Origin of the sequence: Microcoleus sp. S36a_B3 (genome assembly GCF_036700745.1) — a bacterium.
In the GTDB taxonomy this organism is placed as follows: domain Bacteria; phylum Cyanobacteriota; class Cyanobacteriia; order Cyanobacteriales; family Microcoleaceae; genus Microcoleus.
Genome location: NZ_JAUBPN010000003.1, coordinates 112,953 through 126,805, shown reverse-complemented (window position 1 = coordinate 126,805; position 13,853 = coordinate 112,953). Strand labels below are relative to the sequence as shown.

Below are 13,853 nucleotides of genomic sequence, written 5' to 3'. Positions count from 1 at the left end.
ACAAGGGTAAACACTGACAAATTTACCGCTACATATAGCGTCTCAACTGTCAAGCTATGCAAGTTTCAAAATCAAACCGGCTGTTGCACTACACAAATTTTTCCTAATGGCTGAAGTCCCCCAAACACCCTCAGAACTTGCCGAAGCCCTCAACGGCTTTACCGATATCAACTTTCAATTGCCAGATCCCGAAGACGAACAAATACCCGACTTCGACTTTGAGAATCAGGTTGACACAGCATGGAAAGTGTGCGATCGCTTCGACTTGCAAACCGACATCTGGCGCGGACAAATTCTCCGAACAGTTAGAGACAGAGAAAAAAAAGGCGGCGAAGGACGTGGCACTGGCTTTTTGAACTGGCTCAAAGAACGAGAAATTGGCAAAAGTCAAGCCTATTCTTTGATAGAATTAGCTAATAGCGCCGATACTCTAATCCAGCAAGGAGATTTAGACCCAAATTCGATTAGAAACTTCAGCAAAAGAGCCTTTATAGAAACCGCCAAAGCATCTCCCGAAGTGCAGCAAATGGTAACAGATGCAGCCGCAAGCGGCGATCGCATTACCCGTCGCGAAGTCAAACAACTGTCCGACGAATGGATGGCCATGAACTCAGAATTATTGCCAGAAGAAGTCAAAGAAAAAGCATCTAGCGGTTCCCTTCCTTCCCGCTATCTCGCACCCTTAGTCAAAGAAATGGAGAAACTATCTCCCTCTCACCAAAGCGAAATTCAAAAAGAAATAACAGAAAATCCCGACGTAGATACAGTAAAACAGCTAACTTCCGATGCCAAGAATTTATCAAAATATCTCGACGCAGCCGCCCAAGTACAAGCTCTCAACCAGTCTCATTTAGACATGGAAATGGCTTTAGAAGAATCTTTGCGAGTTGGATGTTTGGGAACCACCGCCGACGTAGTAAAACAAGCAGCACAGCTAGAACAAACAGTAGTCAAACTCTATACAATTTGGAAGCGTTTAGGGAGTTTAGCAGATAGATTGTATGTAGACACAGGAGCAAGCACACCCAATTTGCGCTTACTGTTAGGATGCTTGGACAGTCTTTCGGGAGAAAAGATTGAGGTGGATTTCGGAGACGGAGAACGCTCTATTCGCTTACAAATTTTCAGCGAATAGCTAAACGTTGAACTAGGTTTGTAGTCAGGAATTTAGTTTTTCCTTATTAATGCGAACTAAAGTCCTGACTGCGAACCAAATCGGGAGCATCTCAGTTTTGCAAAAAGCATTTTTTTTATTGTAGTACCACTCGCGAGCGGGGATGCTCGCACTATCAATGAAAAACTGAGATACTCCCACCAAATCTGCGTTAATTTATGCTTATTTCCGCTTGAAATTTCTGATTTTTTTCCAAAGATAGCGCGGACTCAAATAACGCCGATATTTAGTAACTACTTCTTTCCCCAAAATTACCACGCTCAGCCAAAAGCAAACTTCTGCCCCAACAGCTAGAATGATATTAATTGTAGTTTTTTCGGCGAGGCTCAGTGGCATAAACGGCACAATAAACAAGATTGCCACCCAGGGCACGAAAGATGCAATAAATAAAAACCAGCCCAGCTTTTGCATAGATTCACTTTGTCCGCAATGACATATTTTTTGGTAGCAAGCACTTCAATCATTGTTGAGTTTGAATCACAACAGAGGACTTATGTTCTCACTAATAACTTATATTTTGCTCCAAACCCAAAATCAATTCTTAATTCCCGTCGCCGCAATCCCGCGAATAAACTGCCGCTGACCGGTCAAAAATAGCAACACCACCGGCACAGTCCCAATTACTACCGCCGCCATCAACAACTGCCAACTGCTAGTAAACTGTTCCTGAAACTCCGCCAAAACCAACTGCACAGTCCGCAATTCCGGCCGCGTCGTAAACACCAACGGCTTAAACAAATCGTTCCACTCCCCGATAAACGTAAACAAAAACAGCGTCACCAAAGCAGGGCGGGCCAAAGGTAACATCACCCGCCACAACACCTGCCAGCGGTTAGCCCCATCCAGCATTGCCGCTTCTTCCAATTCCACCGGAATTGTCATAAAATACTGGCGCAGCAGAAAAATCCCGAAACCGTTAGCCGCCGTCGGCAAAATCAGCGCCCCGTAAGTATTCAGCAGGTGGCCCCACTTCAAAACCATGAAAATGGGAATTACCAAAAGCTGAAACGGAATCACCAGTGTTGCCAAAACCACCAAAACTAGAGCCTGCCGCCCCCGAAACTTCAACCTGGCCAAAGCATAACCGGCCAAAGCAGAAGTCACTACCTGAAAAGCGGTAACTGCGATCGCCACTAGAGTAGAATTAACAAATGCCAACAAAAAATTCCCCCTGCGCCAAGCCTCCTGATAGTTCGCCAAAGTCAAGCCTGTGGCCTTGACACCGACACCAGATGGTGACAGCGAAACCAAAAAAACAGCAGCCAGCGGCAGCAGCACCAGCGCAGCCCCCGCCAACAACAAAATAAAGCTCAGCACTTTCAGCGCTTGAGACCAGCCCAACGATTTACCCATAAACTTGCGAATTAACCTAAAATAATAAGCTTGTGAGGCTCTCAAACCAGATCGCCTCCCAGATTCCCACACAATCGTAAATTTTTAGTCGAAAATAGGTAAAGTGTAGTGCACGCGACCCCAAAATTTTAAGGGGTTTCCAAACATCCTACAAGGTTATATAAGGAGAAAACGTATCCATGCCACAGCTTGAGGCCAGCCCAACAATAGACTTTCAAACCGAAACTTACAAAGACGCTTACAGCCGTATCAACGCCATTGTGATTGAAGGCGAACAAGAAGCTCACGACAATTACCTGACACTGGCCGAACTGTTGGCTGACAAAAAAAGCGAATTAATTGGCTTGTCCAAGATGGAAAACCGCCACATGAAAGGCTTCCAAGCTTGCGGTCGCAATCTCAAGGTCACGCCCGATATGGCATTTGCCAAGCAATTCTTTTCTGATTTGCACAGAAACTTCCAAACAGCCGCGGCTGAGGGTCAGATTGTAACTTGCTTGCTGATTCAATCGCTAATTATCGAGTGTTTTGCGATCGCAGCCTACAACATATACATCCCCGTCGCCGATGACTTTGCACGCAAAATCACCGAAGGAGTCGTCAAAGAAGAATACAGCCACCTCAACTTTGGGGAAGTCTGGCTGCAAGCTCACTTCGAGGAATCCAAAGCCGAACTCGAAGCCGCCAACCGTCAAAACCTGCCCATCATCTGGAAGCTGCTAAACGCTGTCGCAGACGATGCCCGCGTCTTGGGAATGGAAAAAGACGCTTTAATCGAAGACTTTATGATTGCCTACGGCGAAGCCCTAGGCAACATTGGTTTTAACAACCGCGACATCATGCGGATGTCAGCACAAGGCCTCGCAGCCTAGTTAATTGGGAAATAAGGAATGGGAAAAAACTTGAAAATTAAAAATGATATCCCTCATTTTTAATGGAAAAATTGATATTTTTCTTCTTTCTTCTTCCTTCTTCCTTCTTCCTAATGACGGCAGAACTGATGGGTAATCGGTAATCAATGATGGGTAATCGGGAATTCTATCCGTTACATCCGTTAAATCCGCTACACAATCGGCTGCCGAACTTCCTTCTTCTTCAATCTTCCTTCATTTGACAACTTAATGTTTGGTCTAATCGGTCACTTAACCAGCTTAGAACACGCCCAATCAGTAGCTAACGAGCTGGGCTATCCAGAATATGCCGATCAAGGTCTCGATTTTTGGTGCAGCGCACCGCCCCAAATAGTTGACAATATCACTGTCACTAGCATTACCGGGCAAAAAATAGAAGGCCGCTATGTGGAGTCCTGTTTTCTGCCGGAAATGCTAGCCACGCGCCGGATTAAAGCAGCCACTCGCAAAATTCTTAATGCGATGGCACACGCTCAAAAAAACGGGATTAATATCACTGCATTAGGCGGATTTTCTTCGATAATTTTTGAGACTTTCAACTTGCAGCAAATTAAGCAAATTCGCAATCTCAAGTTGGAATTCGAGCGCTTCACCACTGGTAACACCCACACGGCTTACATCCTGTGCCGCCAAGTAGAAGAAGCTGCCCCAAAATTGGGGATTGAACTTTCAAAAGCTACTGTAGCGGTTTGTGGGGCTACAGGTGATATTGGCAGTGCGGTGTGTCGCTGGCTCAATGTTAAAACAAATGTAGCAGAATTGTTGCTAATTGCCCGCGACAAAGAACGCTTGCAAGATTTGCAATCGGAATTGGGGCGAGGCAAAATCATGAAGTTGGAAGAAGCCCTGCCGCAAGCGGATATTGTAGTGTGGGTCGCCAGTATGCCAAAGGGAGTAGAAATTGACCCGAAAACTTTGAAGCAACCCTGTTTATTGATTGACGGTGGCTATCCGAAAAATTTGGCAACTCAGGTTCAGCATCCCGAAGTTTTTGTGCTCAATGGCGGGATTGTGGAGCATTCCCTCGATATTGAGTGGAAAATCATGAAGATTGTCAATATGGATGTGCCGGGCCGACAGTTGTTTGCCTGTTTTGCCGAATCCATGCTGCTGGAATTTGAAAAATTGTATACCAATTTTTCTTGGGGACGGAATCAAATTACAGTGGAAAAGATGGAGCAAATTGGCGAGATGTCCGTTAAACACGGTTTCCGACCTTTGATGTCATTCTGATGTGATTTGTTGCGGTTATTGGTTATTGAGGAAAGTTTTTCTGAGAATAACCAGTAACTTTTTTTGATACAGCTAACAGTTCATTAACAACGGATATATAGCAGTTAGAGCGAAAGATGAGGTGTTGACCGATCGATCTCTCATCGAGAGTGAGAACTGCTATATGTCACCTCGGAAGTTCTCCCCGCAGTTTTTGAGAGTCATGACTGCGATCGTGTTTTTGCTAAGTTCATCAGGAATGTCCAAAGCTTCGGACAGTTGACGCAAAAAATCCTGTTCTTGAGCGGTGAAAATTCCATCTACCAAAACCAAATCTGTAGCGCAAAAGCTGTTTCTCGAAGCTGAGGATTTAAGGCATTTTTAGCAGCAGCAAATACCTCAGCCAGACTGTACTGGCTGCTCAATTTCAGGACTTTCTTAAAAAGTTTTTGGAAGTGTTGGTGAGAGTAAGATCTAAACAAGCGAATGTGATTGGCTGCGAGAGTTTGTCTTTCTTCTTCTGAGATTTTACCGTCGGCGACAACAGCTAATACAGACAGAGCTGTTAAAGCTTCCGAAGCGGTGAGTTCGATCGCACTGGTATCGCTTTTTGCACTGTGCAACAATTCAACAGAATTTAGTTTTTTGTTGCTGTGGCGGGCATAGGGGCGTGGGTAGTGGCGCCAGTAAACTCAGGGATCTAACAAAAACAGTGTAGCAAAAAACGAGGCTGGAGCCTCTGGCTTTTAACTCTTGTCAACGAGCCAAACATAATTAAAAATTAAAAACTTCCCAAGAACACTCTTTTTCAGCAACACCTGACAGGGTAGGATCGGGAAACAGTCGATCGACTAAACCTTAAAACCCTATAGAAATTATCAGCGTGCCAAACTCAGACCGCAAACCACTACTCCTAGATTTTGAAAAGCCGCTGGCCGAACTCGAAGCCCGAATTCACCAGATTCGGCAACTCGCCGAAGAAAACAGCGTCGATGTCACCGACGAAATTCGCAAACTCGAAGCTCGTTCCACCCAACTGCGGCAAGAAATTTTCAGCAGCTTGTCCCCCATGCAGCGGCTGCAACTGGCCCGTCACCCGCGCCGCCCCAGTACCCTCGATTACATTCAGGCAATTAGCGACGAGTGGATCGAGCTGCACGGCGATCGGCGCGGCGGAGACGACCCGGCCCTAGTCGGCGGAATTGCCCGCATAGACGGGTGTCCTACAGTCATCATCGGCCATCAAAAAGGGCGCGACACCAAGGACAATATCGCCCGTAACTTCGGGATGGCAGCGCCGGGAGGCTACCGCAAAGCCCTGCGGTTGATGGAACACGCCGATCGCTTCTCCATGCCAATTTTCACATTTATCGACACTCCCGGAGCTTGGGCGGGCTTAGAAGCTGAACAGCTAGGACAAGGAGAGGCGATCGCCTGCAACCTCCGAGAAATGTTTCGCCTCGACGTTCCGATTATATGTACCGTCATCGGCGAAGGAGGTTCCGGCGGTGCATTAGGTATCGGTGTTGGCGAGCGGCTGTTGATGATGGAACATTCTGTTTATACCGTCGCCACCCCGGAAGCTTGCGCCGCCATCCTCTGGAAAGACTCTGGCAAAGCCAACTTAGCAGCAGAAGCCCTAAAAATCACTTCCTGGGACTTAAAAAACCTCGGCGTTCTCGATCAGATAGTACCCGAACCGATTGGTGGCGCTCACTCGAATCCCCTAAAAGCTGCGTCAGCGCTCAAACAAGCTTTGTTGGAAAACTTAGCAGAACTGGCACAGCTTACTGGCAAGCAGCGGCGGGATCTCAGGTATCAAAAGTTTCGTGATATCGGTGTATTCAATGAAATTGCTGCTTGAGCCGATCGATTCAGATTTATAAGACACAAACAATAATTCTTGTGGAGCAGGCTCAAAGAGCCTGCTCTTTACAGGCTTTTAGAAGATTCATCTATTAGTCATGAGTTTAAAATTTCTTAACTTCCAGCGAGTAATATCATCTCCGGTCGATTATCACCATAACAAAAATGGATCGCGCGTGCTCTGAGTCAATCCACCGGACACGAGATCAAAACTCACTACGATCTGCAAATCTGTCAGCAGTGTTATAATTTTTCAGGTGACACCGGCTTAACAGTTCTTAATGTCGATCTCATAATTAACTGTTATCACCCGCAGCCGACATTTGTCTGATTTGCCGAAGAAGGCTGTAACGCTCGAAAGAGATTTGCCGAGGGAAAGTATCAGGAAATTTAATGAACGATCGAACAACAAAGCAGGCTCTGATTACCGGAGCCAGCAGCGGTATTGGCAAAGCGACGGCCCTGGCGTTCGCCGCCGAGGGCATCAATCTGGCCTTAGTTAGCCGAGAGTCAGAAAAATTAGAAGCCGTTGCCGCAGCGGCCAGAGAAGTCGGAGTGAAAGCAGAAGCTTATCCCTTAGACTTGGCAAAAATTGAACAAGTGCAAAGCGGCATCAGCGCGATCGCATCTCAATTCGGGCCCGTAGATATCCTGGTCAACAGCGCTGGCATGGGCTACACCGGCTCCTTGACGGAAACCTCCCTAGCCGACTGGCAGAGCGTTCTCGACCTCAATCTGACTAGCGTTTGGCAGTGCATTCTCGGAGTTGTGCCGTCCATGCGCGATCGCGGATCGGGAATCATCATCAACGTTTCCTCGATCGCCGGCAGCCAAACTTTCCCCAACTGGGGGCCCTACTCCGTCAGCAAATTCGGTCTCATGGCTTTGTCCAAGACTTTAGCCGCCGAAGAACGGGATCGGGGAATTCGCGTCACAGTCGTATGTCCCGGTTCTGTCAACACTCCCATGTGGGACACAAACACCGTGCAAGCGAACTTCGATCGCACTGCCATGCTAACCCCTGAAATCGTCGCGCAATCAATTCTGCACGCAGTTCAGTTGCCGGCAAGTGCAGTAATTGAAGAAATCACGATCATGTCCAACGCAGGAGTTTTGTGAACTTGAGATTTTAGACTGCTGAATTGCGATCGAATTCAACAATCTTTGAATCGATAGCTTGATGCCAATCGAAAATCGATAGCTTGATTCCAATCAAAAATCGAAAATCGATAGCTTTATCCCAATCGAAAATCGAAAATCCAAAATAGCTCGTTCCTCACACGAAATTATTATGACAATTGCATCGAACAACGGTTCAAATACCTCGAACTCAATCTCGACAGACAGCATGAAACCTTCACAAACCGCAGACAACAACGCCCCGCGCATCACGACTAGACCCGATCGCAATTCTTCCAACGGTCAAGAGTCTAACATACCCGTATCCTCAGAAGTAGGTATGAATGAAATGATGGAGTCCGTTCGGACGATGCTGCTGGGAATAGGAGAAGACCCCGAACGGGAAGGATTGCTCAAAACCCCCAAGCGGGTAGCAGAAGCAATGCAGTTTCTCACCAGCGGCTACAGCCAATCCCTCGAAGAACTCCTCAACGGCGCTATCTTTGACGAAGGTCATAACGAAATGGTACTGGTGCGAGACATCAGCGTATTCAGTATGTGCGAACACCATATGCTGCCATTTATGGGCCGAGTTCACATCGCTTACATTCCCAACCAAAAAGTAGTGGGACTGAGCAAATTAGCCAGAATTGCCGAGATGTACAGCCGTCGCTTGCAGGTGCAGGAACGTTTGACGCGCCAAATTGCCGAAGCAGTTCAGACAATATTGGAACCGCAGGGAGTCGCTGTAGTAATGGAAGCCAGCCATATGTGCATGACAATGCGGGGCGTACAAAAACCCGGTGCTTGGACGGTTACGAGTGCCATGTTGGGCGTGTTTCAAGATGAACAAAAAACTCGCGAAGAATTCTTGAATTTGATCCGCCACCAACCAGCATTCTTTTAGTCATTAGTCATTAGTCATTAGTCATTAGTCATTAGTCATTAGCCAATCACTTTTTTCCTGGTGGCTGTAATCAAACATGGGGCCCAGAAACCGGTTTTTTTTACGATATACTTCGTTACGCACCGTAAATTGGGTAAAAAACCCGGTTTCTTTGTCGGAGTGCATCCAAGACCGATCTAAAATCTAAAATCAGTAGGTTGGGTTGAGGGACGAAACCCAACATCATCTATCAACCAAGGCTATAGCGCGTCTAAATGATTTGTACAAAAATTGTAGGAGTCAGCCCCCGTGCCTACCCCGGATGATTCGGGGTAGGCATTCTTGGCACTACCCCAACAAGAATTACACAAATGATTTAGGCTCGCTATAGTGACAGCCAACAGTCAGCAGACAACAACCAGAGTAAAGGCTGTGGAAGCAATTCCACAATCTAAAATCTAAAATCTAAAATCTAAAATCGGATGACGATCGCCCGTTCTACCAATAAAATAGACGAGTGACCTATGGCTTTTGACTAAATGAATCCTATTAAATTCGGAACCGATGGCTGGCGCGGCATTATAGCCGACGATTTTACCTTCGATCGCGTAGCATTAGTAGCTCCCCTAGCAGCACAAGTTCTCGCACAAACCAGTGGCAATAATGCCAGCAGCGGTACCGTAATTGTCGGTTACGACCGCCGTTTTTTGGCGGAAGATTTTGCCCAAAACGCGGCTGAGGCAGTCCAAAACGCCGGATTTGACGTGCTGCTGAGCGAATCCTACGCTCCCACTCCGGCTTTCAGTTTAGCAGCCAAACAATTAAATGCTTTAGGTGCGATCGTCCTGACAGCCAGCCACAATCCGGGAGCATATTTAGGATTAAAAGTCAAGGGCGGATTTGGAGGTTCAGTTTCGCCGGAAGTGACGCAACAGATAGAAGCAAAACTCGAAACTCCGGCCGCACTTTCAGCAACTCCCGGAAAATTGGAGAATTTCAATCCTTGGCCGGCTTACTGCAAAACCTTGCGGGAAATGGTGGATATTGAGGCGATTAAAGATGCGATCGCATCCGGGAAAATTACAGTATTTGTAGATGCAATGCACGGCGCTGCAGCAGGAGGATTATCTCAAATATTAGAAGAAACAGTGCAAGAAATCAACAGCGATCGCGATCCGCTGTTTGGCGGCGGCGCACCAGAACCATTACCGCGCTACCTGTCGAAATTGTTCCGCGTGATGCGTACCCATCAGCGCCAAAATTCCGGTTTGTCGGTTGGATTTGTATTTGATGGAGATAGCGATCGAATTGCAGCCGTTGACTCTAGCGGCAACTTTCTCAGTTCGCAAATCCTAGTTCCCATATTAATCGAACACCTAGCTTCACGGCGCGGGTTAACCGGAGAAGTCATCAAAACCGTCAGCGGTTCCGACATCATTCCCAAAATTGCCGAACTTTACGGCTTACCATTATTTGAAACGCCGATCGGTTACAAGTATATAGCCGATCGAATGTTAACCACCAAAGTCCTAGTAGGCGGCGAAGAATCAGGAGGAATCGGCTACGGAACCCACATACCCGAAAGAGACGCTTTGCTGTCAGCCCTGTACTTATTAGAAGCAGTCGTCAAATCCGGGGAAGACTTAAGCGAAATTTATAGCCGACTGCAAAAAGAAACAGAGTTTACCTCAGCCTACGACAGAATTGACCTGCACCTAGCAAACATGGAAGAAAGAGCGCGCTTGCTGGATTTGCTGCAAAACCAACCATTAACAGAAATCGCCGGCAAAACAGTAGTAGAATGCAACAAAGTAGACGGATACAAATTCCGCTTAGCTGACGGAAGCTGGCTGTTAATTCGGTTTAGCGGCACAGAACCGGTGTTGCGTTTGTATTCAGAAGCAGCCACATTGAAAGAAGTGATGCAAAACTTAAATTGGGCGAAAGCTTGGGCGCAGAATTAATCGGATGAAAACAACCGCAGATGAACGCAAATGGATTGATATTAAACCTCTCCTTCTCTGCGTTCTCTGCGGCCTCTGCGGTAAAAAAAATCCTCAAAATTGGGAACTCTCTCTTCCTTTGCATCTTCGCGGTTCGTAAAAAATCCATCCGTAAATTTTAACAGAAATAATGACTAATAATAAATTGCTAGTTGTAGCTACGGGCAATCCGGGTAAACTCAAAGAAATGCAGCTTTATCTTCAGGATTTGGGGTGGGAATTGCGCCTGAAACCGGAAGAATTGGAAATTGAGGAAACTGGGGAAACATTTATTGCTAATGCTTGTTTAAAAGCTTCTGAAATAGCCAAAGCTACAGGTGAATGGTCGATCGCCGATGATTCTGGTTTAATGGTAGATGCACTCGACGGTAAACCTGGGATTTATTCCGCGCGCTACGGTTCAAGCGATGCTGACAGAATATCTCGGCTGCTGAAAGAATTGGGAAACGAAGCAAACCGGGAAGCACAATTTGTTTGCGCGATCGCGATCGCTTGTCCCGACGGTACAATTGCCCTGCAAGTAGAAGGAATTTGCCCAGGTGAAATCCTGCACAGTCCTCGCGGTACCGGAGGTTTCGGATATGACCCGATTTTCTACGTGCGGGCACAGCAGCAGACTTTTGCAGAAATGACAACGGATATCAAGCGATCGCACTCCCACCGCGGCAAAGCATTCGAGGCTCTAATACCACAAATGGAGTCATTAGTCATTAGTCATTAGTTATTAGTCATTAGTTATTAGTTATTGGTTATTTGTGATTAATACCAATTATCCAATGCCCTGCGCGGGCCAATGCCCAATGCCCAATGCCCAATGCCCAATGCCCCATTCCCCAGTATCCTAGATTGCCTCCAGGTTCTTTTCTCCAGTCCGAATTCGGATAATTTGTTCTACCGGAGAGATGAAAATCTTGCCGTCGCCAATCTCGCCCGTGCGGGAAGCAGCGATAATTTTATCAACCACCATATCAACCTGATCGTTTTCCACAACAATCTCGACCTTGAGCTTTTGCAAGAACTCAACGGTGTACTCAGAACCGCGATAGCGTTCAGTCATGCCCTTTTGACGGCCAAAACCTCTAACTTCAGAAACAGTCATCCCCACAATGCCGGCATTGACGAGTGCGATTTTCACTTCGTCTAGTTTAAAGGGGCGAATAATAGCTTCAACTTTTTTCAATTTTTTCACTCCTAACACTTAGTACCTTCGTTATATTACTTAACTGGCGTGACATCTTTTAATATCACTGATAAGATTAAGTATTTTGTAAAATATACTACCGTATGTTGTACTCGCGATGAAATGCAGGCCAATATTTAATCACATTGTCTGAATTTTCCGGCGCGGGTAATGGCTGTGGTCGATCGCGCTAGAGAAAAAAAGAACGCAGCCTTCCCCCGCCGATCTGCTAAAACAGAAAAAGAACGCAGGAGACAGGAGTTTTCATCCGTTTCGAGTTTGTTGTGTCAGGTTTGCAGGTATTGCTGAAAATTATCATTGCTACAAGCGGTCAGTTAAACTATTCCTATGCACCCAGCCAGCCCTCCCCCTGACCGCAGCGGGCTTGATGCCCTACTGAGAAATCGCCCCTTCCTCGCCTTGTGGACGGGTCAGTTGTTGGCCCAAGTGGCGGATAAAATCTTTTACGTATTGCTGATTATTCTGCTGAAAACCGGCGACTACCAACCCTGGCCGGTTTCTGCGGAGTATTCGGGAAATTCAATGCTGTCAGCGGTGATGATCGCCTACACGCTGCCAGCGATCTTCTTTGGTTCCGCGGCCGGTATTGTGGTAGACCGCTTTTCCAAAAAGCAAATGCTGATTGCCTGTAACGCGATCCGAGCCGTGTTGATTGTAGCTTTGCCGTTTTTGCCCAAAACTTTTGTCGTGTTGTTGGCGATTACGTTTTTGGTCTCTACTGTAACGCAATTTTTTGCTCCAGCAGAGGCCGCAGCAATCCCCCTGGCCGTGGGGCGAGAGGGACTGATGTCGGCAAATGCTCTGTTCGCCTCGTCCACAATGGGCGGAATTATTGTCGGGATGACGATCGGCGAACCGCTGTTTAGTTGGGTCAAACACAGCTTCGGGCCAGCTTATCAAGAGTTTTTGTTGGGCGGGTTGTACCTGATATCCGCAGGTTTGATCTATGCCATGCACATCAAAGAAAATCATGGCGGCGGCAGCAGCAAACACGTCCATCCTTGGCAAGACCTTAAGGAAGGTTTGCGCTATTTGAAGCACAACCACCTGGTTAGCAACGCGATGGTGCAGTTGACGATTTTGTATTCGGTGTTTGCGGCGCTGCAAGTTCTGGCGATCGCACTTTCGGGCAAAATTGGTCTTAAAGAAACTCAATTCGGCTTTTTGCTGGCGGCGGCTGGTGTCGGAATGGTCTTCGGCGCGGCTTTTTTGGGTCACTGGGGCGATCGAATGCAGCACAAACCTTTGCCGTTACTTGGCTTCTTGATGATGGGTTTTGTGTTGGCAATGTTTGCCTTTACCAGACAGTTGTGGCTGGGATTTAGTTTGAGTGCTCTGTTCGGTTTTGGCGCTTCTTTAATTAACGGCCCGATGCAAGCTTTGATTCAAGAGAAAACTCCAGAATCTATGCGGGGAAAAGTCTTTGGCTTGGAGAACAATGCGATTAACATTGCCCTCAGCTTGCCTTTAGCAGTGACCGGCCCGCTGACGGATGCTGTGAGCAAAGTAGTGGGATCGGATGACTTGGGTTTGCGGATCGTGCTGCTGAGTTTGGGCTTTTTGGTCTCGGTGATGGGCATGGCAGCTTGGCACCACACTCGCAAAGTCTTAAAGGATGCTCTGTGAACTTTGGCAAGAAGAAGGAAGATGGAAGAAGGAAGAAGGAAGAAGGAAGAAGGAAGAGGGAAGTTCGGCAACGAGCAATGTACGGGATGTAACGGATGTAACGGATGTAAGTCCGTCGGAAGAGGGAAGAGGGAAGAAGGAAGAAGGGAGAAGGAAGAAGGAAGATGGCTTTCTTTTCGCGATCGATCTCTAACATATAGCGGTTATCAAGCGTGGTGAGGTATGCCCAATGACCTGTTTGGCCAATGACCTGTTTGGCCAATGCCCAATGACCTGTTTGGCCAATGCCCTATAGCGTCATATCGCGGTAAACCGGCATAGAAACGGCGATTTCTTCTATTTCTTTTCTTCCTCTGCTGTTCCACAATTTTGCGATCGTCCGATCGCACACCGCCCCAGCGCGAAACTTTTTGTAAAATATCCGCCGGTGAACTACCAGAGTTCGATCGTAGAGATTAAAGTAGTATCAAAGCTTTCATTAAAATTCATAATTAGTTGGAGG

The 13,853-nt window shown here is 46.9% G+C and carries 15 protein-coding genes; 10 read left to right on the top strand and 5 right to left on the bottom strand.

The features are described from left to right. The first annotated feature begins 106 nt into the window (after window positions 1-106). Window positions 107-1,135: a hypothetical protein gene (locus QUA01_RS04475; protein ID WP_194008679.1), complete on the top strand. Its 1,029-nt coding sequence runs from the start codon at window positions 107-109 to the stop codon at window positions 1,133-1,135. Window positions 1,136-1,336: 201 nt separating this feature from the next. Here QUA01_RS04475 and QUA01_RS04470 read toward each other — a convergent pair whose 3' ends face one another. After that, window positions 1,337-1,585 (bottom strand): transporter suffix domain-containing protein, encoded by a 249-nt coding sequence (locus QUA01_RS04470; RefSeq protein ID WP_194067302.1) that lies wholly within the window; start codon window positions 1,583-1,585, stop codon window positions 1,337-1,339. Between the two features lie 123 nt (window positions 1,586-1,708). Continuing rightward, on the bottom strand, window positions 1,709-2,527 hold the full coding sequence (locus QUA01_RS04465) for a carbohydrate ABC transporter permease (RefSeq protein WP_333087142.1): 819 nt from the start codon (window positions 2,525-2,527) through the stop codon (window positions 1,709-1,711). A gap of 179 nt (window positions 2,528-2,706) precedes the next feature. Between QUA01_RS04465 and QUA01_RS04460 the strand changes: the two genes are divergently transcribed. Together QUA01_RS04460 and QUA01_RS04455 are read left to right on the top strand one after the other, a co-directional pair. After that, window positions 2,707-3,399: an aldehyde oxygenase (deformylating) gene (locus QUA01_RS04460; protein WP_194008682.1), complete on the top strand. Its 693-nt coding sequence runs from the start codon at window positions 2,707-2,709 to the stop codon at window positions 3,397-3,399. A gap of 249 nt (window positions 3,400-3,648) precedes the next feature. Further along, complete coding sequence (locus tag QUA01_RS04455; protein ID WP_194067304.1) at window positions 3,649-4,671, top strand: long-chain acyl-[acyl-carrier-protein] reductase; 1,023 nt, start codon at window positions 3,649-3,651, stop codon at window positions 4,669-4,671. A gap of 159 nt (window positions 4,672-4,830) precedes the next feature. Here the strand turns inward: QUA01_RS04455 and QUA01_RS04450 are convergent, their stop codons facing one another. Together QUA01_RS04450 and QUA01_RS04445 are read right to left on the bottom strand one after the other, a co-directional pair. Continuing rightward, complete coding sequence (locus QUA01_RS04450; protein ID WP_228049943.1) at window positions 4,831-4,977, bottom strand: hypothetical protein; 147 nt, start codon at window positions 4,975-4,977, stop codon at window positions 4,831-4,833. Continuing rightward, window positions 4,971-5,273 (bottom strand): tellurite resistance TerB family protein, encoded by a 303-nt coding sequence (locus QUA01_RS04445; RefSeq protein ID WP_333087141.1) that lies wholly within the window; start codon window positions 5,271-5,273, stop codon window positions 4,971-4,973. The genes QUA01_RS04450 and QUA01_RS04445 overlap by 7 nt, the downstream gene beginning before the upstream one ends. A 260-nt stretch (window positions 5,274-5,533) precedes the next feature. Here QUA01_RS04445 and accA point away from each other — a divergent pair, with 260 nt between their 5' ends. From accA to rdgB, 5 genes are all read left to right on the top strand, one after another. Further along, window positions 5,534-6,514 (top strand): acetyl-CoA carboxylase carboxyl transferase subunit alpha, encoded by a 981-nt coding sequence (accA, locus tag QUA01_RS04440; RefSeq protein ID WP_333087140.1) that lies wholly within the window; start codon window positions 5,534-5,536, stop codon window positions 6,512-6,514. 395 nt (window positions 6,515-6,909) lie between these two features. Continuing rightward, on the top strand, window positions 6,910-7,635 hold the full coding sequence (locus QUA01_RS04435; RefSeq protein WP_333087139.1) for an SDR family oxidoreductase: 726 nt from the start codon (window positions 6,910-6,912) through the stop codon (window positions 7,633-7,635). Between the two features lie 172 nt (window positions 7,636-7,807). Next, window positions 7,808-8,542: a GTP cyclohydrolase I FolE gene (folE, locus tag QUA01_RS04430; RefSeq protein WP_333087138.1), complete on the top strand. Its 735-nt coding sequence runs from the start codon at window positions 7,808-7,810 to the stop codon at window positions 8,540-8,542. A 518-nt stretch (window positions 8,543-9,060) separates the two neighbouring features. Then, on the top strand, window positions 9,061-10,485 hold the full coding sequence (locus QUA01_RS04425; RefSeq protein WP_333087136.1) for a phosphoglucomutase/phosphomannomutase family protein: 1,425 nt from the start codon (window positions 9,061-9,063) through the stop codon (window positions 10,483-10,485). Between the two features lie 169 nt (window positions 10,486-10,654). Next, window positions 10,655-11,245, top strand: coding sequence for an RdgB/HAM1 family non-canonical purine NTP pyrophosphatase (gene rdgB / locus QUA01_RS04420; protein ID WP_333087135.1), 591 nt, complete (start codon window positions 10,655-10,657; stop codon window positions 11,243-11,245). 120 nt (window positions 11,246-11,365) lie between these two features. Here the strand turns inward: rdgB and QUA01_RS04415 are convergent, their stop codons facing one another. Then, window positions 11,366-11,704 (bottom strand): P-II family nitrogen regulator, encoded by a 339-nt coding sequence (locus QUA01_RS04415; RefSeq protein ID WP_006633346.1) that lies wholly within the window; start codon window positions 11,702-11,704, stop codon window positions 11,366-11,368. Window positions 11,705-12,052: 348 nt separating this feature from the next. On the opposite strand from QUA01_RS04415, the gene QUA01_RS04410 reads away from it, so the two are divergent. Next, a complete protein-coding gene (locus QUA01_RS04410; protein ID WP_333087134.1) occupies window positions 12,053-13,351 on the top strand; it encodes an MFS transporter in 1,299 nt (432 codons plus the stop codon). Continuing rightward, a complete protein-coding gene (locus QUA01_RS04405) occupies window positions 13,341-13,544 on the top strand; it encodes a hypothetical protein (protein WP_333087132.1) in 204 nt (67 codons plus the stop codon). The genes QUA01_RS04410 and QUA01_RS04405 overlap by 11 nt, the downstream gene beginning before the upstream one ends. The last annotated feature ends 309 nt before the right edge of the window (window positions 13,545-13,853 follow it).